Below are 20,998 nucleotides of genomic sequence, written 5' to 3' on the forward strand. Positions count from 1 at the left end.
GAGACCCATGAAAAAAATTCTCGTCGATCCCAATCGGTGCAGAGGCTGCAGACTGTGCAGAAAAGGCTGTACGGCCCAGGCAATCCAGATCCGGAACCATCAGGCCGTAATCGGCAGACAATGCATTTTCTGCCAAAGATGCATAACCAATTGTCCTTTCCATGCGCTGAGCCTTTGGGAGGACAGCCCAAAATCGAAAAGCGAGGTGTAAACCTGATGAATCAAACCATACTCACCAGAGAAATTAAAAATTTTCTTTACTCCAACTGTGATATGGATCTGGCAGGCATCTGTCCTGCCTCGGCACTTTCCGGCGAACCAGAAGGCCGCCGCCCCACGGACATTCTTCCCTGTGCCCAATCCGTCATCGTCTACGGAAAAAGGCTGTTAAACGGAGCCGTCCAGGCGGCATTCCGCCGGTTAGAGGACGGCAACGACAATGCTGAATCCATTTATTCCACATTTGGAAGTGAACTGGTCCCTAATTTTTCCATGCTCTTCCACACCTTCAATATTGCCAATTATGTGGAACGGTTCATGGGAGGGACCACCCAGCCCCTGTCCTGCGGCCCGAACCAGAACGGGGTTCCTTCCAATACGGAACTGCCCCTGTTCGCCGGCCCCTATAAAGGCGGCATTCCATTTAATATCCCCCATGCGGCAGTTGCCGCCGGTTTAGGGCAGCTGGGCTGGAGCAATCACGTGCTGACTAAAGAGTTCGGCCCCCGCATCCAGTTCGGCGCCATTTTAACCGATTTGGTTCTGGATTACGACCTGCCGGATACCGGACCCAGGCTCTGCGACCCGCAGAAATGCCATATCTGTTCTCAGGTATGTCCGACGCATGCCCTTCCTTCAGCGGAGGAAGATGATGCAAAAACAGTAACTATTGCCGGGACAGAATACCAGGTGTCAAATCATAAAATCAACGCCTGTACCGTGGCGGCCCTGGGGCTGAGAAATGAGTTCTGCGGCAGGAGGAAGACCGGGGATCTGGTGGACAGCTATGATCCCACCGACCAGGAGATCGGGGAAGCCATAAAAAAGAAACCATTTTCCAACACCGACCTGGATCATTATCCAAAGTATTACTGCGACAAATGCCTGCTGTACTGTCCGGTTGGAAACTGGAAGGAAATTTTTCATGATACGAAGCTGTCAAAGGGTTAACAAATTAGTTACATAACTTAATAAAGCCGGGAGGGGACATATATGGTAAAGTATGTGTTTCCTTCCTTATATTGTTTTATAAAAATATGTCTTTGCATATCACCACTAACCCGCCATTTACCAGCAGGAGGAAACCGTATGGATACGAAATTAATTGAAACAGCAATTGCGGTGCATACATATAAAAGCTATTCTGAGGCGGCTTATCAGATTTCCCTTTCACCGTCCGCCGTTTCCAAACACATTGTTCAGCTTGAAAGTGAGCTGGGCATCAGGCTTTTTAACAGGCAGACGAAGTTAAACTCTGTTTCTCTCACAAAGGAAGGCGAGGAACTGATTCCCGTATTTTATTCCTTTATCGACGAGTATCATTCCATTTTAAAAAAGGTGGAAAAAATCAGGGCCTGCAGGGAGGCCCACATCAATATCAGCGCCGTTCCCCTGATCGGCACCATTGGAGAAAATGAAATTCTGGCTGATTTTTATATGCGCTATCCGGATATTACGGTAGAGGACATCCGACGTCCCGTCAAGGAACAGATCAGGATGTTAAAATGCGGGCTGCTGGACGCGTCTTTTCTCTTTACGATTTCCAGCTGGCATCCGGATCATTTTGTAGTATCTGAATTCGATCCCGAACAGTTCGGCCTTATCCCCATCTACCAAAGCCGGAGACTGCTGTTCGGAATCAGCACAGACAATCCCCTGTCCTCTAAAAAAGCTCTGACAGCGGAGGATTTGAAGGGCCAGACCTTCATCTTCAGCCATGCGGTGGAAGCCCATAAAAGCCCTCTCCCCGATTTAAAGCCTGATGATTTTAAATGGCGCATTATGGATTTCCGTCAGAAAAGCCTGATTCTGGATTTCGTCGCAAAGGGAGGCGGAATCCTGCCCCTGGCCTGCAAACCGGTCACCCATCCCGGCGTCCGTTATGTACCTGCCGATGGCTGGAAAGAGGAATCCCACGCATTTTTTATCTACCGGAAAAATACAGGCTCACCTGCCCTGCGCAGCCTGGTCAGTCTGGTAAAAGAGTATTCTCTCGTTTAATATTAAAAATTAGCACGAGAGTGTGTTTGAAAATTCACATCTATCAGAAAGCAATTTTCAAACATACTCTAAATTTAGAAGGAGGCTGCCGATGTCCGCACGAACCATTTCGGAAGAAGAAGAAAAACGCCTGAAACGGATAGGATTTTTAAATAACCGGGATACGGACTGTTTCAGCGCCCGGGTCATCACCAGAAACGGCAGAATGGACGCGGAGCAGATGCATTCAATCGCAGACGCCGCCCGCCATTTTGGAAACGGAACCCTGATAATGACAGCCCGCCTGTCCGTAGAAGTTCAGGGAATACCTTATGAAAAAATCGAACCTTTCCGGGAGTATCTAAATGCCCATGGCTTAGAAACCGGAGGAACCGGGGCCAAGGTCCGCCCGATCGTGTCCTGTAAGGGAAGCACCTGCCACTACGGCCTGCTGGACGCTTATTCCCTGGCTGAAGAGCTTCATAACGCATTTTTCGTCGGTTATCACGATGTGGTGCTGCCCCATAAGTTCAAAATAGCAGTTGGCGGCTGCCCCAATAACTGCGTAAAGCCAACCTTAAATGACCTTGGAATTATGGGACAGCGCATACCGGATTACCGGCCGGAAAAATGCTTGAACTGCAATGACTGCGGCGTTGTCAACACCTGCCCCACAAGAGCGGCCCGGATCAAAAACCACCACCTTGAAATCAACAAGGATAAATGCGTTCAATGCGGACGCTGCATCACCAAATGCCATTTCGACGTGATGAATGGACACACAGACGGCTATACAATCTTCATCGGCGGGCGCTGGGGCAAAAAGCAGGCCTCAGGGCGGCCTTTAAACCAGTTCTTTACCGACAAAAATGAGGTCATTAAAACTGTTGAAAAGACCATTCTGTTTTTCCGCGAACAGGGCCTGCCCGGCGAGCGGTTCGCCACTACAATCAACCGGATCGGGTATCCGGTGGCGGAAGCTCAGATTTTATCGGATAAGATTTTGGAGAGAAAAGATGAAATTCTGGCCATCGACTGTGACGAGGCAATGAACCTGGTAAGATGTTAAACTGACATTGCGGTTAAACGTTCATACCGCCTGATATAAATAGTATCATTTTTTCCCGCCATTTAAATTGTTACTATAAATACTGCTTTTAAGTATTGATCATAGGATTTATAATGAAAAGCGGCAGGTGATGATAATATGTTTAAAATCGGTGAATTTTCCAAACTGACGCAGGTGTCGATCCGAATGCTCCGCTATTATGATGAGACAGGGCTTTTGAAGCCGGCAAAAATCGATGAATGGACGGGTTACCGCATGTATTCGGTCGAGCAGATCCCCATCCTCAACAGGATTGTATATCTCCGGGACAGCGGTTTCAATGTTTCGGAAATCGCGGCAGCTCTCAGCAATAAGGACGACCGTTTATTGCTGAAACAGCTTGATGCAAAGTATGCCGAAATTGAAAGGGCCATTCAGGATGAACAGGAAAAGTTAAGGAAGATAACATTTGCTAAAAAGGAGATTTTGGAGCCCAAAAACGAAATCCATTATCAGATTACAATTAAAGAAATTCCCAGTTACAGGGTTCTTTCCCTGCGCAGAATCATTCCGGACTACTACGGGGAAGGCGGATTATGGAAGGAATTGTCTGATTTTGCTAAAAAACATCAGATATCCATTTCAAGCAATACCTTTTCCATCTACCATGACAAGGAATACAAAGAGACCGATGTGGATGTGGAATTGTGCGCTCCTGTGGAAAAACCAGGCACCAGCTCAGGCTGTTTTACATTTCGGAAGACTGAACCCATTTCATCCATGGCCTGCACAATGGTTTACGGGGATTTCAGCAACATAGCGGGCGCGTATACCGTTTTCGCAAAGTGGCTGCAGGATCACAGCCAGTATGAAATGTGCGGTAATACACGTCAAATCGTGCACCGCGGCCCATGGAATGAATGCAATCCGGAAAAATATCTGGTGGAGCTTCAGATACCGTTGAAAAATATTTGATTATTACAGTTCACGGCCCCCGCTGACGTGTCTGGCCAGTTCGCTGTGCCGTCCAAAGGGGTTCCGCCTTCCGCTGTGTGAACGATTTTTGCAGGCCATCGACAACTCTTAGGCTGGAAGGGGATAGAGCTAAGGGGGAAAATCTGACCTTTCAAAGTCAGCTTTTCAGAGGACCTGAATCGAGAAGGCCTTCAGGGCTTCTCGATGAATGTCATCGGTCCCCTTAGTTCTATCTCCTTCCGGTCTTAGAGTTGTCCTGGCCGAAACCATGAGTTCACATAGCGGAAGGCGGAGCCCCTTTGGACGGCACAGCGGACTGGCCAGACACGTCAGCGGGGGCCGTGAACTGTAACATTTGATTGAATTTAGTTACTGATTCCTCTTGACTCTCACATGATGTGAGGGATTATTTTATACTCATAAAACAAAACAGGAGGATATGACATGAGTTGTTTTTCAGTACATTCCATTGGAGAGGTCTGCATAAATGAAGAGGGAACGTTCATAAAAGTGGATAAAACCTATATTCCGGCTCTGCAGGGGCTGGAAGGGTTCAGCCATATTAACGTAATCTGGTATTTCAGCGGCTGTGACGATGAAAAATCCCGTTCCGTATTAGAAATGGAACAGCCCTATAAAGGCGCGCCTGAAATTATGGGGACTTTTGCCACTAGGTCGCCGCTTCGTCCTAACCCCATTGCGTTAACTACGGCGAAGATTATTTATATTGATTTTGAGCAGGGGATTATTCAGGTGGCATTTATTGATGCGGATAACAATACGCCTGTACTGGATATAAAGCCTTATACCCCCAGCTTTGACCGGGTGGAAAGCCTAGAGGTTCCGGCATGGTGCGGCGGGTGGCCGAAGAGTATGGAGGAATCAGGAGATTTTGAGTGGGGAGATGTGTTTAACTTTTAAGATTGTTTAAATATGCCAAAATACCAAAAAATCAACATTCTAATGAGTTATTTTCTCACTAGAATGTTGATTTTATTTCCCATTTTTCCTCCGCATCCCCATTCAGCCGGGTACAAAACAACGTAACAGTTCAGACAAGTCTGAACTGTTACGCATCCAGCCCATTAAAGCCGCCTGCGGCGAGGGGCTGGATGCCTGCAGCCGCAATGTTTTCGTATGGTCCGCGCAGTAAATGCGCAGACCTGTCTGAACTGTTACAAAACAACGTCATTTTACAATACATACCCCAAAATAATCGTAGAAACCGACATGGTCACAATAAAGATCAGCGACGCCGTCAGCCCTTTGCTGAAAATAAACTGATAATTCATGCCTTCCCTTGTATGCAGAATCGGAGCCGTATAGAATGCGGACGGCGTCCAGTATCCGCTCATGCAGCTGATGATTAAGGCTGTACACAATACGGACATATTGATTCCGGCTGCCACATAAGGCCCCACGAAAGGACAGACCGCCGACATAATCAGCATAGCCGATGTCATATTGGAGATAAAGTTGGTGCAGACCACAGCCGCCGTAATGGCAATCACTACGAACACAGGCCAGGGCATATTGCCAAATACGCCGTTTAACGCATTGGCTAAAGAAGTAGTGATCCCTAATTCCGTGTCTCCGATGGAATTGCCGATGATGATAAATACCGCCACCAGGAGAATATTCCCCCAGACCACGCCATTTTTCATCACTTCGCCTAAATTCATATATGGCTGTCCATCCTCTCTGCACCGGAACAGGGATAAAACCGCCATAGCGCACATGACTACTACCGACAGGGAAATGCTGTTGTATTTCTCATAAAACGGCGCTGATTTCGGTATGAAGATCAATACAAAGGAATAGAGCATGCACAGAAGAAATGTACCCAGAAGAACCTTCTGGCGGTTGGTAAATGTCCTGCTCTTCTCATCCATTCCTTCCATTTTCGTAATGTCAAAATTCTTGAGTTTGCTGATATCCACCCGCATCACGGCCACAATTACGTTCACATATAAAAAGGCAAAGAGAACGCCAACTCCCACCATCATGCAGATATGAAGCATCTGGTTGAACTCGAAATTATATTCCTGCATCAAACCCGTAAAATAGGATATGTACATCAGAATCATTCCCTGGAATGGAAGAATAAATGCTCCCAGCACACAGCAGACAAAGATTCCGATCAGCATGAATTTGCTGATATCGTCCTCCGCATGATAGCCGACCTCATCCCGGACAGATTCCCATACCGGCATATAAAACGGAACTGAAACACCGGACCCCATAAAAATTCCGGAAAAAAACATGCCCAGAAGATAAGCCGTCAAAAACAGCCGCGGGCGCCCCTGTACGAACTTTAAGGCCATTACCTTTTTGGCAATCACATGGCCCGCCCCGCATTTTCCAATTCCCCAGGTAAACGCGAATAAAAACATGAGCTGGACTACTGTAGTCTGCGCAAACAGCGCGGAAACGGCCGCATTGCCCGTCATATAACCATTCACCACCATGCAGGTAAAACCGAACAGGCAGGGCGCAATCAGATCTCCTGTCCCCGCAATCATCAAAAGCATGCCCAGGAAAATACATAACTGCTGCATACCCGGCCTCGTAATTTCTGAAAATGTTGGTATCACATTTCCGCCGATAAACATTACCGCCAGCGATACGACTGTCCATCTCCAGAATTTCGAACGATCATCAGTTTTTGTAGCTTTTGCCATAAACTATCCCCCTCCATCTAAAATCTGCCGTCCAATTAATTATATCTTTAGGATATCAAATTAGGGGGGTTTTTCAAATCCAAGTCAGCGGCAATAATTCTAAGATGGAAAAAGCGGCGGACAGTGATTATGGCTGTCCGCCGCCTATGGCTTGGTTCGTTCAGGTTAACCCAGGGTATTTCAGTCTGCTTCTATCATAATCTGGATGCATTCATCACAGCATTTGTTTATATTAACACTTGCAATATGACAGCTGATGTTTTTTTCCTCTTCCATCATACGAACAAAAGCAGAGCAATAGTAGCGGGGAACATATCCCAGTAAAACTTCCTTTTCGTTAACAACCTGAATTGCATTTTTATCATAAAGATTATTATAGTCCCTCTTTAGATAAACTTCATCCCCTCTAGTCGCAGAAACTTTTTTAGAACAGTCTTTTCCTTCACATCCCAGGCAGTGTCTGGCTCCTGATAAGTAAAATACCTTCTTTACCCTTTCACCGCCCCCAGCATCACGCCCTTTTCAAAAAATTTCTGCAAAAACGGGTAAATACACATAATCGGCAGCGTGCTCACCACAATCAGCGAGTACTTCAGAAGCTGCACGGCCTGAGGGTTATCCGCGCTTCCCACATCACTGAGCATATCATTGGTCTGGCCTTCTATCAATATGTTTCTCAGCACAAGCTGAAGAGGGAATTTATCGCTTGAGCGCAGATAGATGGAAGCGTTAAACCAGGAATTCCAGTGGGCCACCCCATAGTAAAGGACCAGCACCGCGAGAGTGGCCTTTACCAGCGGGATCATGACCCGGAGCAGGATCTGGGTGTGGGATGCGCCGTCAATCTCCGCCGCCTCAGCCAGGCTTTCCGGCATGGACATGAATGCGCTTCTCATGATCAGCAGATTGCTGGTATTTATGGCATTGGGGATGATCAGCGCCAGCAGAGAATCCATCATGCCCAGATCCTTTACATTCAGATATGCCGGGATCATTCCGCCGCTGAAATACATGGTAATTATGATAAAAATGGTAAGCGGTTTTCTGAGCATCAGCTTCCGCAGGGACAGCACATACGCTCCCAATACGGTGAGCACCATATTGACCATAATACCGGCAGCCAGGATGACAATGGTATTGCGGTAACCGCTGAGAACCAGTTTATTCTGGAACACCATCCGGTATCCTGCCAGCGTCATATTTTTAAGGGGCAGGATCAGCAGCCCGTCATGCCCGATCAGCTTTACAGGATCGCTGACAGAGGCGATCACCACATAGTACAGCGGATACAGACACGCAATTCCGATCAATATTAAAATGATGTGATTAAAAATTGAAAATATCGTATAACCTTTACTCTTATATGCCATAATTCACTCCTACCACAATCCCATATCGATTGTTTTCCTGGATATCTTGTTGGCAATGATAACCAGTGCAAAGTTAATAACGGAATTGAACAGGCCCACCGCCGTACTGAATCCCCAGTTATACTCCAAAAGACCTTTTCTGTAGACGAAGGACGATATAACATCTGCGGTGGCGTAAATCTCTTCATTGTATAAAAGGATTATCTTTTCGTGCCCAATGCTCATAACCTGGCCGATTCTGAGTATGAAAAGCATAATAATGGTAGGCATCAGCCCCGGTATGGTAACATGAAGCATCTGCTTGAATTTATTTGCGCCGTCCATCCGGGCCGCCTCATAAAGCCCCTGATCGATGCCCGACAACGCCGATATGTAGATAATGGCGCTCCATCCGATGGTCTGCCACAGGCCGGAAATCACATAGATCGGCACGAAATAATCCTCCATGGACAGCAGGGAATAGGTTCCGTCCACCAGCCCCAGAGACTTTAAAAATCCGGTGATCAGCCCGTGATCAGCCACAAACAGACGGATCATGCTGCAGATGACAACCAGGGATATAAAATGGGGCATGTAGGATACGGTCTGAATGCATTTTTTGAATTTTTTATGCCTCACCTCATTCAGCAAAAGAGCCAGTATGATGGGCGCGGGAAATGTTACCAGCAATGTGGTGAGACTGATAATCAGCGTATTTTTCAACACCCGTCCGAAGTAGAAGGACTGGAAAAATGAAAGAAAATGCCCCAGCCCGTGATGGCTGGTCCAGGGGCTGCCCCAGATCCCTTTCATCGGTACATAATCCTTAAATGCCACCAAAATGCCATACATCGGCTTATAGGCAAACATCAGATAATAGGCCGCCACCGGAAGAAACAGCAGATAGGCCCCATAATTTTTCCTGATATCCTTTTTCAATCTCAGTCCAAAAGGTTCTTTATACATTGTGTTCTTTTTCATATTTGCTCCTGCTCTGACCGCCCGCCGCCGGCTTAAACTTGGGGCGGCGGGGGCTGGGATTGATTTACAGTTATCTCGAATAATATTCATCTGTTGCGGCCTGGACAATCTCGATCAGGCGGTCAACGCCCATAACATTTAAGTTTTCCAGATATTTATCATAATTTTCAATCGGTTCAGTTCCACGGATAAATTTTATGGTCATTTCCTTTACATAGGTGGTAATATCGCTCTTTAAATTGCTGTACTCGGACAGGCTGTCCTGGGCAATGATGATCTTGGGCAGGAAATACTGATCCACCGTGGTATCTTCCCAGATTTTCCAGGCTTCAAGCTGTTCCGGCATGCCGCCTGTCTGCTCTTTCTGCTTAATATCCTGTACAAACGGCCCGTTATCCCAGGATAAGGTATATTCCGACATGGCCTTTTTAACGGTGAGGCCGTCCGGGTTATTCATGATATAATCGGTATAAACAGGTTCTCCGTTTTCCATGGTATAGCTTTCCCCTTCAATGCCGAACACATATGTCATGTGGCCCGGATCCGTATACCCGTAATTCAGGAATTTAGCCGCCAGCTCCTTGTCTTTGCAGCTTGTGGTGATAACAGCGGTCTTGCCGATAACATCCGTCTTATAGAATCCGTACATCGACTTATCCCCGTCATTTTTCACCAGGTTATGCATTCCCGCCAGGCTGTAATCTTCCACATCCCGGTTGGTCTGCAGCCAGGTACCGATGCCGCCGCCCAGAGCCCCGCTGGATGCGCCGGACGTGCCGGACAGCATATTTGCGGTCACAGTCTCTTTATCCGTGGTGGAAAAGTTGGGATCCAGCAGACCTTCGCTGTACAACTGGTTTAAATACTGCAGCACATCCTTATACTCCTGCTCCGCATATCCTATATGTACTTTTCCGTCCACCTGGTACATATCCCTTGTAGCCAGGCCAAAAGGCGATGTGATCACACCATAGTCCAAAAGTTCCGTCAGATTCTCCGATGTGATGGTTAAGGGAACCGGCACGCCCAGTTCATTTTTAAATGCTGCCAGCATATCCTTAAATTCCTCTGCCGTATCAATCTGCGCCACATCCAGACCCAGCTTTTCACACCAGTCATCCCTCACCGTCAAACCATATCCGGTTTTACAACTGTCGTCGCCCATTATAAAGGTGAAACCAAATACCTGGTTATTCTGGTTGGTGCTCCCCTTCATAATGTCCTCATCCGAGTTCAGCACAGCCCAGTAATCCGGCGCATTTTTCTGTAAAAATTCCGCATCCATAGGGAAAATGATCCCGTCCTCAATGGCCTTGCTCTCCCCGCCGCTGTAATTGCTCTGGAAGTTAAACAGCACAATGTCGGGCAGCTCTCCTGATGCGAACATAAGGTTCATGGCCGTGTTGTTTTCAACGTGCACCATTTCCAGCTCAACGCCTGTCTCCTCCTGGGCCGCTTTCCCTATAGGAAGATCGGTCCATTTGTCAAACCTGTCAGACCACTCTTTAGCCAGCGGCATGCCAAATGTCAGCTTTCCCCCGTTTTCAAGGGGATAGGCCACATCCGCACCCTGTCCGGCCTGGGACTGGGCCTGCCCTGTTTCCTGTCCTGCCGCAGCCTGCTCCTGGCCCGCCCCAGCCTGTTTTGTACTCACGTTTCCGGCGGAGGCCGTTTCCCCGCTGCCGGCCCCTCCACCGCAGCCGCCCATGCAGAGCGCTGCCATAGAAACCGCCACACCAACCGCCGTCAGTTTGTTCAATCGCTTTTTCATCAAAATACCTCCTTATTTGCAATAGCCTTCCGGTTATCTCTTCTGGTTCGATTCTAGCGGATAATGTTCCCCATGATAAGTGACAATACCCTGTATTAAAGGCCAAAATACATGATTTATTTTCCTATAACTGTTTTTGTCCTTTCATCCGTTTTATTGTCCTGGACTTTGTTTTTTAAATATTATATAATCTGCTTACCAATTGGGTAAAAAATTTATTTATGTAAAAGAGGTCATGACGGCATGAAAAATTTAAGGCTCACCCGGACAAAAACTGTTTTGCTGCAATGGATTATGACCTGTATCATTATTCTGCTGATCCCCTTTGTCACCATCATCGTCAATTACTGCATCAGCCGGAAAATCATCAATGAACAGGTTAAAAACAGCAGCAACATCATCCTATCCCATATGCAGAAAGCTATTGACGGAAAGCTTCAGAGCATCCGCAATTTAAGCTACCTGCTGCTTCTGGACGATAATTTCATCAACCTGTCCAATGCCTGGGGCTCCGACGAGTTCTTTGATCTGGCCCAAACCTGTTATGATAAGCTGAACAGCTACAATTATGTTTATAATGATATCAACATACTGGTCTATTATCCTTACAAAGATTATGTCATCACCACCGGCGTTTCCAACACCAGCGCTTCTATCTATAATTCCATGTACTACGCCTCACAAAAGAATATGACATCCTATGATAATTGGATTTCTTTGATTGGAAATGACTATTCAAAAGCATCCTACTTTTTTTCCGAGTACTGCAGCTATAAAAATACCGGAAAAAACTCCGTGGTCTTCGGCTGCACCAATCCCTTTATCTACAGGGATGAGGCCAATTATAACCTGTTGGTTTCCTCTCCTGTGGATTTTATTGAAGACGACCTGGCTGACCTGCCGGAACGCACTTTCTTTATCTGCGACCGGAACGGGAATCCCATCAGCCAATTCGGAACCCGGATCGAAAGTTCGGAACCCCTTCCCGTCATGGATCCTGAAACATCCAACGTCACGCTGAATGGGGAAAATTACTTCTGTTATTATGCCCCTTCCCCGGTCACGGGCTGGTTTTACGTGCTGTGCACCCCCAGAACCCTGTATCTCCACGATTCTCTGCTGATGCGCAACGTTACACTGGCCAGCGCCATCATTTCCCTTCTGATCGGCGTGGCCATGGTGATCTACACCCAATACCGGAATTACAGGCCTGTGAAGAGAATCATGAACATCATACCCACGTCCATAAAATCGGACGAAAAAAATGAGTTCCAGCAGATCGAACTCTATCACGGGGAAATGCACCGGTTAAACCTGTTCATGCAGAACAAACTGAACAATATATCCAAAAATGTCCGTGAACTCTATTTTTACTCCAAATTAAAAGGGGTTAACTTCCATATTCAGGAAAATGATATCACGAACACCATGAGCCTGGACTTTTCCGATAAGCATTTTGTCATCGCATCCATCTATGCGGACAGCCACAGCTTTTCCCAGGATGACATCATGAAAAACTGGGAACTTCTACAGTTCGCCGTCAATAATGTATCCGATGAGATTTTACAGGACCATTTTCCCCATGAACACATCCAGGATGAATTTTTCCATGTATTCTTCTTCATACTGGACAAAAACCAGTTTGAGGAATGGAACCGTTCGGGACCAGGCCTGCTGGAGGACATCTTCAAGTTTTTCAAAAGCCAGTTCCACATCGACCTGTTCATCACCGTCAGCCAGGCATTTGAAAACTTTGAACAGACCGCTTCTGTTTATGCCGATGTCATCACAGCCTTTGAGGAATACTATGCCAAAAAACAGCCCGGTGTATATACAACCTCTCCTTCCAAAAAGGCCCCGGTGTTCTCCGATACAAAGTTCAGCGAATATTCCCGGGATATCAACCTGGCTGTTTTTCAGCATGACTACGACAAAGCTGCCGCTTCCGTACACAGCTATATCGGCTACCTGCAGCAGTATAACTGTTCAAAAATCATTGTGCGCTACAACGTTTACTCCTTAATCGCCACAATCCTGATGGATTCCGGGGATTATATCAGTCAGACCACCCGGGATACCATTGAATCCTATTTGTCCAATTCTTTGAACTGTAATACTTTGGAGGAATACGAATCACACATCAACCAGCTCCTCCATTACCTGTGCGACCAAAACCTCAACATTACGGACAATATCCAGGACCGGGAAAACCAGCTGGTTAAGAAAATTAAAAATTACGTTGAGAACTACTATTCCGACTACAGCCTGAATGTTACGTCCGTAGCCGAAGCTGTTAATCTGTCCCCTAATTATATGTCAAAGATATTTAAAAACAATACGAAAGAAGGCCTTCTGTCCTACATAAACAACGTGAGAATCAACCACGCCAAAGAGCTTCTGCGCACCACCAATATCAATGTGGACGAAATCGCCCTGATGGTAGGATTCTCCAACACCAGGTCCTTCAGAAGAAACTTCCAGAACCTGACCGGAATCACCGCAACCGATTACCGCAACGGGGTAAGATGAGATCCGTTTAACGGCACATTTCCGGCGTAATATCTTCATAAACATGTTTTTCCCGGCAAAACCTCTGCCCCTCAAACAAACCGGCCGCCGTCGTTTTAACCACAATATCCAGCCTGGTTTCCCCATTTTCAAACGCCCGGCCGGGCACCTCAAAGATATAAGGCTGCCACGCGCAGGCCCCTGTTTCATAACCGCCTGTCCGCAGGCGCACCGAATCGGAAAGCCACGGCGCGTCCATTTGAATCAAAACAGTATCTTCTCCCTCGTCCACTGAGGCAGACAGCCATGTTGTAAAGGTGATTTCCCCGTAATAAAAAGGCAGTCCCAGCTCCGTCAACTCTGTCATCTTCCCCTTGTGAACGGGAGGGAGCAGGTTCCAAGTCTGCCCCTTTCCCCCCACCCGGAAATCCCCAAACAGACAGAGAGGATTGCGCATACCCCCATAGGAAACATCCGCCTGTACGTCCGCTTCAATCAGGTTTTTCCCCTCCCGGAGCAGGCCGCTGACTTCTGCCGCCAGGTTTGTACTCAGATAGATCATTTTGGAGGCGAAATCTTCTTCCCTGAGAACATGCCCATTGATCCGAATCTGCCAATCTCCTAAAAATGTCCCCGGCTCCATCACCAGATAAATCTCCTGATCCAGAATTTCACCGCAGTAAAATTCCATATGATAACGAACCTGAATCCCCTCAAACTCCAGTTCCTTGGGACAGCCGAAATACTTCTTCTGCACCACAGGCCGCAGAAATCCCGCCGCTTCCAACTGGTCGATCACAGGAGCCGTATCCACCGCCTTCTCCTGTCCGTCCGGCAGGGTCATGATCCAGCGGGAAAGCCTTAGGGCATTGGGCCTGTCTGTGGAAAATTCCATACATTCCTCCAGAGATATTGTGAGTGATTTTCGTTCTCCTGCCTCTCCCTGCCGCACAATCTGAGATCCCAAGGCAGGCAGAATCAATTCTCTGGCGTTTTCGCCCGGAAACCGTATCTGCATTTTCCGTTCAACCGGCGTTGTATTCACTAAAAAGAGTGCTTCCCGCCCGTCTTCCCCGGTTCCGCTGACGCTCGGAATCCCTTCCCTTCCCAGGCCGTCCAACGGGGTGATCTGCCACCTGCCGGGGCAGTTCTCCTTCAGCCAGAGGATCAAATCCTCTGTTTCCGCCGCATAATACACATTTCCCATGTTTCTGGATTCCCTGGGTTCCCTGTTTCTGTAAGCGTCCCAAATCTCCCGTCCATTTCCCCCAAAAAGCCCTTCCACCTCTTTTACCTGATCCGAATTCTCTATCTGTTCAAACGGCACGGCGGACAAAGAGCACAATTTACCGCCCTTTTTTGCAAATTCCACCACCTTTTTGCAGGCCCCTGCTTCTAAATTCCTCATGGGCGGCAGCAACAGCACCTCGTATTCTTCCCCACGAATCACAAATTTTGTGTTTTCCCCGCTTTCTGCCACCGTTCCCTGTGCCAAAAGATCCGGGTCGATGATATAGTAATCCAGATCATGATAAAGCATGGCGTTCTGCATTTTTGCAAAGTCTTCTTTCAGCAAGACCTGCTCTTCTAAACCGGACGTCCATACGGATGTGACCGGATCCACTGCCAGAATCCTGATCCGGCGCTTTAATGTCTGCAAAAAACGCCCCAGGCCGGCGGCATATTCCGTAAGGCAGGACGCATCCTCCCACCACGGCATCTGAAAGAACGCCGAAGGAGGCGCGTCATATTTTTTCAGCCCGTCTGTGGTATAAAAGAATCCATGGATCACATAAAAGTCCACTCCCTGCACTGCCAGCCAGTCAAAGATCCACTTTAAATCCTGCATTGTCATGCCCCAGCCGATGCTGTGGCCCGCTTCACAGAGGGCCGCCGGTTTATCATAAAAATGAGCCGCGGAGCTGATCATTTTTCCGTTGGAACGGTATCTTTCGCTGACCATTTTTGCCTCGCTCCCGGCTTTTTGGTGTCCCGCGTCAATTCCCGGAATATGTACATACTCCAATTCCCTGCTCCGCATGATCGGTTTTTCACCGGTGTACAACAAATCATTGTCCCCGCACCAGTTATAAATCTGTTTATCATAGCTTTCGATGAAACAGTCCGTTGCAGTGTTCCAATATGCATACCTGACCTTGGAAGAAATCTCACCCACATCTTCCCAAATTGCCGGAAGGCAGGAGATCAAATCAATTCCATACCGTTTCATAACCTGACCCGGAAGCAGAGGGGACCATGGCTCCTTATCGGGAAACGCGGTGACTTCATCGGTGAAAAACCCTTTAATGGTGTGTCCAAATTCATCCCCCACAGCCTGTTTGTACCTCTCATGTGTCAACTCTATAAAGTATTTAACCGCCTCCGGGTTCATGGTATCGATGAAATTTTCGAAGTATTTGAAATGATCCATCACCACTTCCGTAACAAAATAAATTTTCCACTTCCCTTTTGGCGGCGTCCAGCACAGAAGCTTTCCTAAATCCCCTGTAAAATACCGCTTTTTATTGTATTTTGTCAGGCCGCTGTATTGAAAAATTTCCTGCTGGTATCCGGTGCCCGCATATTCCCCGATATCGATATAATCATCCAGATTCCAGGAACCGTTTATTATGCGGTAGGCTCTTGCCAGGATAACCCGCCCCCAGGGGGCGAACAGCCGCACTTCTTTTCCGCCTTCCGCTTCGTGTACGGACTTCTTCAGCCGTTTACATAAAAATTCCGGGTGGTCCAGCACCACTTCCCCGCCGCATATGCCGCTGGGATATGGATACTCATCATAAATCCACACCTCCATCCCGTTCTCCTTAGCCGTCTTCACAGCCAGCTTAACCCGGTCAAAATATACTCCGGACAGATAGGGGATTTCCATTCCCTGCCTGGGATGAATCATAAAACCCGGAATCCCTTTCTGCTTCATTTCTATTATCTGCCTGACGATCTCCTCTTCTTTCATCTCTCCGTTCCAAAACCAAAACGGCTGCACTCCCAGTTTTAACTCTTTCCTGTCCATAGTCTGCCTCTCTCTGCCTGACATCCGCATTAAACATACGGATTGATATTTTCACAAAGAACTTCCCAGGTATCGGGAAACCCCTTCCCCTTCTCCGGATCGCTGCTGCTTCCTGCTGCCATCAGGGCCACCGCCAGAAGAAGGCTCCCGTTTCCGGGCAGGTACAGCGGAAGATCCCGCCTTGTTTTCTGCCGGTTATTCCCGCTTTTCACATAATCGTTCTTAGGCGTCTCTTTTAAGAGGCAGTCTACCGCCAGTTCCGGCTTATGAAGCCTGGACGCCGTCATGGCCATTACGGCAAAATCCCAGCCCCATAAGGTTTCATACTGCCACTCCCCGATCACTTTTTCCAGCGTCTTTTCCATGGCCTGTTCATCGATGCGCCCGGGCGGCAGCACTCCCAGCATCCCCAGCATGGACGGGTGGTCTATGTTATACCGGGTAAATGTTTCCGCACAGGTTTCATGTGCCATATAAATATCATCTGTCTTCTTAACATCCCTCATATTTTCATAGATATGGCTCCACCTATGATCCGGCTCCATTCCCAGCCTTTCAGCCCATTTTAACGCAATCAGGAGGCCGTATCTCCAATATTCCACTTCAAATGCCGGATTTTTGCTGATTTCGGCCCTATGGCATTCCTGAACCGGTATGATCGGCGGAAGAAGGTCATATTTTTGATCCTTCTCATCGTAAACTGCAAAATCCGCCATAAATTCCGCCGTCTCTTTAACCAGATTCCAATATGTTTGAAGAAATTCATTCCCCCTGCCGCTCAGATAAAGCAGTTCCAGCATAAAAATGATGTGAGGCTGCTGCCAGATTAACATGGGCGCAATATCCGACGGGCTGTCCACACAGTCATAGGCCACCATTTTGGGCCATCTTATCCCTTTAAAACCGTTTTTAGCGGCATTTTCCTCCGCCTCTTTCCTATGATTCAGATACCACGGCAGACTCCGCTCCAGCAATTCCCCATGGTTCCACAGCGGCATCCAGGCGCTGTGCCAGAAATGCATTTCCAAATGGGCCTTTCCATACCAACTGTTACAGGTGAGCCCGGTCTCCTGGGGAGGCATGGATCCGGCACAATTGACCGCCAGCAGGTACATGGACAACAGAACCCTTCTCTGAAGTTCGGCCGCCCTCTGATCCGTCCCGCTGCAAAACTGCACCATACCGCCGGTTTCCCAAAATGCCTTCCAGTATTCTTCAGCATTTTTAAAAACCCGCTCACAGCTCATATTCATTTTCGGCATTTCTTTCGAAAATGTAACGGTTAATTCCATGGTATCCCGGCAGCCATAAAGCTTCAGAATGTGGCAGCCAATCTGCCCGGCGTCGAATTCCAGTCCGTTCCCCCGGATGGTGACATAATAGATGTCTCTGTCCAGTTTTCTTTTCAGGATTATTTCCCCATCCCCCCGGCTCACCAGTTCTGTCCTATGCTTTTCTTCAGAAATCCAGTCGGAGGCCGTGATTTCGCCTGATCCATATGGAAATGAAATGAACAACGACATCATTTTTTCCATCAGCAGGGGGCTTTGAATCCTGATCCCCAGGGTATCGCTTTCGCTGTCGCAGCATACCTCCGTTTTACAAGGCTGTTGATCCAGGCTGTAAATGCTGGTGATTCTGCCTTCGTATAAATTTAATTCCTGACTGATACCGGACAATTCCTCCGGTTCTATCTCCCGGTCCTGGTATAAAATGCCGATTCTCCCCAGGTTCAGCCTGTGGGGATTCTGTCTCAGCCAATGGTAAACTTCCTCATTTCCGGCTTTTCTGTCTTTGGGGTATTTCACCGTTCTCCCCCGGTAGGAAAACTCCGTCATCTCAAGATCTTCCAGGGTATACTGGTATAAACCGCTGCCGGCCGGAGCCGTATGCCATCCCCATTGGGACATTGTGCACAGGGGACAGTCCTCTTTGTACCGGTTATACAGGGACTGAAGGCCGGTGACATCGGCTGTAAATGCAAATTCTCCATTTCCCACAGTGAGGGGCGAAGCCGTATCCGCCATCTTCAATTTTGGGTTATACTGTGTGATTAATTTCCGTCTCTCTATTTTTCTGTTATCTTCCATTTCGAAATATTTCCCTCCATTATTATTGGTAGGTTCATTCTAAGCCTTTTCCCTTGCCGTGTTAAGGGACAAAAACAGTGATTTCGGGCCAAAAAGGATCATTCTATTTTCTCCTGCCCAATCAGGTGCTAAAATACTGTCATCATCAAACATCAATACAAAAACAGAAAGGATCGTGCTTTCGCAACGCAAGATTTGCGCAAAGACGCTCCGCATGGAGGATTGATATGAAACATAATGTACTAGTTTTTTTTACGGACCAGCAGCGCTATGATTCCACCGGAATGGGACATAATCCCTGCGGCCTGACCCCCAATTTTGACCGCATGTCCATGAACGGAACTTTTGCCGAATACGCATTCAGCCCCCAGCCGGTCTGCGGTCCGGCGCGCGCCGTTTTGCAGACCGGAAAGTATGCTACCACAACCGGGAATTACCGGAACAGCGTCCCCCTGTCAAAGGATCACAAGACAATGGCCGACTACTTCAATGAAGCGGGATATTTTACGGGATATATTGGAAAATGGCATCTGGCGGAGGGTAAGAATGCGGTGCCCAAAGACTGCCGCGGCGGCTACCAATGGTGGCTGGGCGCCAATTCACTGGAGCACACTTCCACCTCTTATCACACCCTGGTCTATGATAATGAGGATCAGCCGGTGGAACTGCCCGGATACCGGGTGGACGCCCTGGCGGATGCTGCCATCCGGTTTCTCAACGACAGAAAGGAAGAAGAAAAACCTTTCTTTTTATTCCTCTCCTTTTTAGAGCCTCATTTTCAAAATTGTTATGACGATTTTCCTGCCCCGGACATCTTAAAACACATGCCAGCCGGATATATGCCGCCGGATTTAGGGGCTTTGGGCGGAACTTCCTGGGAACATTTGGGGGGATATTACGGAATGGTGAAGCGGCTGGACGAAGCCCTGGGACGAATTCAGGACGCATTGAAAAGCCTTGGAATGGATGAAAATACGATCCTGGTCTATTCCACAGACCATGGATGCCACTTTAAAACCAGAAATAAAGAGTATAAACGTTCCTGCCACGAAAGTTCTGTCCGCATTCCCCTGTCCTTTTACGGCGGGCCATTTACCGGAGGGGGCAGGCTTTGGGAAAAGGTGAGTTTAGTCGATGTGGCCCCTACCTTATTGGACGCCTGCGGCTTAAATGTTCCCGGCGATATGCAGGGCCGTTCCATCATGCCCTACGTCCTTCATGAAAAACGGGAACCTTCCGGCAGAGATATTTTCATTCAGATAAGTGAAAGCCAGGTGGGAAGGGCTATCCGCACAGACCGCTGGAAATATTCCGTAGAAGCGCCGGGAAAAGATCCGGTCCGGGATTACGGCAGCGAAGAGTATACGGAAATATTTTTATATGATCTGGAACACGATCCCTATGAACTGCATAATCTCATAAACTCCAAATCCCATGAGCCTGTATGCAGGGTTTTAGCTGAAAAACTGAAAAAAATGATGGCTGAGGCCGGAGAGACAATTCCGGTCATTCACAGTTCAGAGAAAAAAGAAATGGGCCAATTGAAGCTGTTCAACGGGGAAGAAGATTTATAACGCAAAAAAAAGCCCCGTCCCAGCAGTTCACAGCCTGCCAAAACAGAACTTTCAAGTGCGCCTTCAGGGACTCGAACCCTGGACAAATAGATTAAGAGTCTACTGCTCTACCAACTGAGCTAAAGGCGCATAACAATTTCTTGATACGACACTTTTATGATTATAAGAGGAATGAGGAAAAATGTCAAGTTTTTTATGAATTTTTCTGCGTCTTGACATTTTTTCTCCCTGGTATCATATAATAGGGCCAGCTTCCCTGTTAGGGATAGTATGTTCCTCCACCCTGCTTACACAATGCGTATCCTTCATAACACCATTGTTATTCAACTGCTTTTCTATCCTGACTTTATACAGTTTACCTAACCTCTCTTGTGTTCTGTCTTTTATCATATCCAAAAATTCATCATAAGTCATTTTTTAATTCTCCTTTTAAAAACGAAAAAAGACCTCAAAAGCTATAAAAGCCTTTGAGGTCTAATTCTGCATATTATTTTATCCATATACAATGGTTATTTTCTTTGGGCGACCAGGTAGATATATGCGGCCATGCTTAAATCAATCATTATGCCACTTTAGAATAATCAATCACAGCTACTTCCTGCATCAATTTTTTTGCAGTATTTACCATAGTCTCTAACTGCTGTGCCACCTCATCTGTATAGTACTTTGCTCCGCACTGCTCACATTCTTCACATGGTACATTTTTTATAACAATGATACAGTTCTGATAGTTTACTACATGTGTTGTAAAGCTGGGTTTCAGCGTATCACACTTACAAAACATACACATA

At 47.3% G+C, this 20,998-nt stretch carries 16 protein-coding genes and 1 tRNA gene; 8 read left to right on the forward strand and 9 right to left on the reverse strand.

Annotation, left to right across the window (positions count from 1 at the left end; genetic code table 11):
- The first annotated feature begins 7 nt into the window (after positions 1-7).
- From GPL15_RS06570 to GPL15_RS06595, 6 genes are all read left to right on the forward strand, one after another.
- Entirely contained in the window at positions 8-211 is a 204-nt protein-coding gene (locus GPL15_RS06570; RefSeq protein ID WP_215697208.1) for a 4Fe-4S binding protein, read from the forward strand.
- 5 nt (positions 212-216) lie between these two features.
- A complete protein-coding gene (locus GPL15_RS06575) occupies positions 217-1,170 on the forward strand; it encodes a hypothetical protein (protein ID WP_215697210.1) in 954 nt (317 codons plus the stop codon).
- Positions 1,171-1,308: 138 nt separating this feature from the next.
- A complete protein-coding gene (locus GPL15_RS06580; RefSeq protein ID WP_215697211.1) occupies positions 1,309-2,220 on the forward strand; it encodes a LysR family transcriptional regulator in 912 nt (303 codons plus the stop codon).
- A gap of 91 nt (positions 2,221-2,311) precedes the next feature.
- A complete protein-coding gene (locus tag GPL15_RS06585) occupies positions 2,312-3,268 on the forward strand; it encodes a (4Fe-4S)-binding protein (RefSeq protein ID WP_215697214.1) in 957 nt (318 codons plus the stop codon).
- 138 nt (positions 3,269-3,406) lie between these two features.
- Positions 3,407-4,222, forward strand: a complete 816-nt coding sequence (locus tag GPL15_RS06590) for an effector binding domain-containing protein (protein ID WP_215697216.1) — start codon at positions 3,407-3,409, stop codon at positions 4,220-4,222.
- 444 nt (positions 4,223-4,666) lie between these two features.
- Positions 4,667-5,143 (forward strand): SAM-dependent methyltransferase, encoded by a 477-nt coding sequence (locus GPL15_RS06595; RefSeq protein ID WP_215697218.1) that lies wholly within the window; start codon positions 4,667-4,669, stop codon positions 5,141-5,143.
- A 272-nt stretch (positions 5,144-5,415) separates the two neighbouring features.
- Here GPL15_RS06595 and GPL15_RS06600 read toward each other — a convergent pair whose 3' ends face one another.
- From GPL15_RS06600 to GPL15_RS06620, 4 genes are all read right to left on the reverse strand, one after another.
- On the reverse strand, positions 5,416-6,903 hold the full coding sequence (locus GPL15_RS06600) for a hypothetical protein (RefSeq protein WP_215697220.1): 1,488 nt from the start codon (positions 6,901-6,903) through the stop codon (positions 5,416-5,418).
- Positions 6,904-7,391: 488 nt separating this feature from the next.
- A complete protein-coding gene (locus GPL15_RS06610) occupies positions 7,392-8,273 on the reverse strand; it encodes a carbohydrate ABC transporter permease (RefSeq protein ID WP_215697222.1) in 882 nt (293 codons plus the stop codon).
- A gap of 9 nt (positions 8,274-8,282) precedes the next feature.
- Complete coding sequence (locus tag GPL15_RS06615) at positions 8,283-9,233, reverse strand: ABC transporter permease subunit (protein WP_252198140.1); 951 nt, start codon at positions 9,231-9,233, stop codon at positions 8,283-8,285.
- Positions 9,234-9,303: 70 nt separating this feature from the next.
- Positions 9,304-11,004, reverse strand: a complete 1,701-nt coding sequence (locus tag GPL15_RS06620; protein ID WP_215697224.1) for an extracellular solute-binding protein — start codon at positions 11,002-11,004, stop codon at positions 9,304-9,306.
- A 243-nt stretch (positions 11,005-11,247) separates the two neighbouring features.
- Between GPL15_RS06620 and GPL15_RS06625 the strand changes: the two genes are divergently transcribed.
- Positions 11,248-13,533 carry an AraC family transcriptional regulator gene (locus GPL15_RS06625; protein ID WP_215697226.1) on the forward strand — a complete coding sequence of 762 codons (2,286 nt, stop codon included), beginning with the start codon at positions 11,248-11,250 and terminating at the stop codon, positions 13,531-13,533.
- 7 nt (positions 13,534-13,540) lie between these two features.
- On the opposite strand, the gene GPL15_RS06630 is transcribed toward GPL15_RS06625, so the two are convergent.
- Complete coding sequence (locus GPL15_RS06630) at positions 13,541-16,543, reverse strand: glycosyl hydrolase (protein ID WP_215697228.1); 3,003 nt, start codon at positions 16,541-16,543, stop codon at positions 13,541-13,543.
- A gap of 29 nt (positions 16,544-16,572) precedes the next feature.
- Positions 16,573-18,633, reverse strand: a complete 2,061-nt coding sequence (locus GPL15_RS06635) for a glycoside hydrolase family 65 (protein WP_215697230.1) — start codon at positions 18,631-18,633, stop codon at positions 16,573-16,575.
- Positions 18,634-18,860: 227 nt separating this feature from the next.
- On the opposite strand from GPL15_RS06635, the gene GPL15_RS06640 reads away from it, so the two are divergent.
- The gene (locus GPL15_RS06640) at positions 18,861-20,207 is read left to right on the forward strand and encodes a sulfatase-like hydrolase/transferase (protein WP_215697231.1); all 1,347 of its coding nucleotides are present in this window, start codon (positions 18,861-18,863) and stop codon (positions 20,205-20,207) included.
- A gap of 56 nt (positions 20,208-20,263) precedes the next feature.
- On the opposite strand, the gene GPL15_RS06645 is transcribed toward GPL15_RS06640, so the two are convergent.
- The 3 genes from GPL15_RS06645 to GPL15_RS06655 form a co-directional block, all read right to left on the reverse strand.
- Positions 20,264-20,336, reverse strand: a tRNA-Lys gene (locus GPL15_RS06645).
- Between the two features lie 105 nt (positions 20,337-20,441).
- On the reverse strand, positions 20,442-20,621 hold the full coding sequence (locus GPL15_RS06650; protein ID WP_215697232.1) for a hypothetical protein: 180 nt from the start codon (positions 20,619-20,621) through the stop codon (positions 20,442-20,444).
- 148 nt (positions 20,622-20,769) lie between these two features.
- Positions 20,770-20,991, reverse strand: coding sequence for a type II toxin-antitoxin system MqsA family antitoxin (locus GPL15_RS06655; protein WP_346344908.1), 222 nt, complete (start codon positions 20,989-20,991; stop codon positions 20,770-20,772).
- Positions 20,992-20,998 lie beyond the last annotated feature (7 nt).

It is taken from the genome of Clostridium sp. MCC353 (assembly GCF_018785315.1).
Taxonomy (GTDB): Bacteria; Bacillota; Clostridia; order Lachnospirales; family Lachnospiraceae; genus CHH4-2.

Bases quoted from the DNA above. Each gene is read 5' to 3' on its own strand.
- GPL15_RS06635 (WP_215697230.1), bottom strand. From the start codon at position 18,633: ATGGAAGATAACAGAAAAATAGAGAGACGGAAATTAATCACACAGTAT.
- GPL15_RS06615 (WP_252198140.1), bottom strand. From the start codon at position 9,233: ATGAAAAAGAACACAATGTATAAAGAACCTTTTGGACTGAGATTGAAA.
- GPL15_RS06610 (WP_215697222.1), bottom strand. From the start codon at position 8,273: ATGGCATATAAGAGTAAAGGTTATACGATATTTTCAATTTTTAATCAC.
- GPL15_RS06650 (WP_215697232.1), bottom strand. From the start codon at position 20,621: ATGACTTATGATGAATTTTTGGATATGATAAAAGACAGAACACAAGAG.
- GPL15_RS06580 (WP_215697211.1), top strand. From the start codon at position 1,309: ATGGATACGAAATTAATTGAAACAGCAATTGCGGTGCATACATATAAA.
- GPL15_RS06570 (WP_215697208.1), top strand. From the start codon at position 8: ATGAAAAAAATTCTCGTCGATCCCAATCGGTGCAGAGGCTGCAGACTG.
- GPL15_RS06595 (WP_215697218.1), top strand. From the start codon at position 4,667: ATGAGTTGTTTTTCAGTACATTCCATTGGAGAGGTCTGCATAAATGAA.
- GPL15_RS06585 (WP_215697214.1), top strand. From the start codon at position 2,312: ATGTCCGCACGAACCATTTCGGAAGAAGAAGAAAAACGCCTGAAACGG.
- GPL15_RS06640 (WP_215697231.1), top strand. From the start codon at position 18,861: ATGAAACATAATGTACTAGTTTTTTTTACGGACCAGCAGCGCTATGAT.
- GPL15_RS06620 (WP_215697224.1), bottom strand. From the start codon at position 11,004: ATGAAAAAGCGATTGAACAAACTGACGGCGGTTGGTGTGGCGGTTTCT.
- GPL15_RS06600 (WP_215697220.1), bottom strand. From the start codon at position 6,903: ATGGCAAAAGCTACAAAAACTGATGATCGTTCGAAATTCTGGAGATGG.
- GPL15_RS06655 (WP_346344908.1), bottom strand. From the start codon at position 20,991: ATGTTTTGTAAGTGTGATACGCTGAAACCCAGCTTTACAACACATGTA.
- GPL15_RS06630 (WP_215697228.1), bottom strand. From the start codon at position 16,543: ATGGACAGGAAAGAGTTAAAACTGGGAGTGCAGCCGTTTTGGTTTTGG.
- GPL15_RS06625 (WP_215697226.1), top strand. From the start codon at position 11,248: ATGAAAAATTTAAGGCTCACCCGGACAAAAACTGTTTTGCTGCAATGG.
- GPL15_RS06590 (WP_215697216.1), top strand. From the start codon at position 3,407: ATGTTTAAAATCGGTGAATTTTCCAAACTGACGCAGGTGTCGATCCGA.
- GPL15_RS06575 (WP_215697210.1), top strand. From the start codon at position 217: ATGAATCAAACCATACTCACCAGAGAAATTAAAAATTTTCTTTACTCC.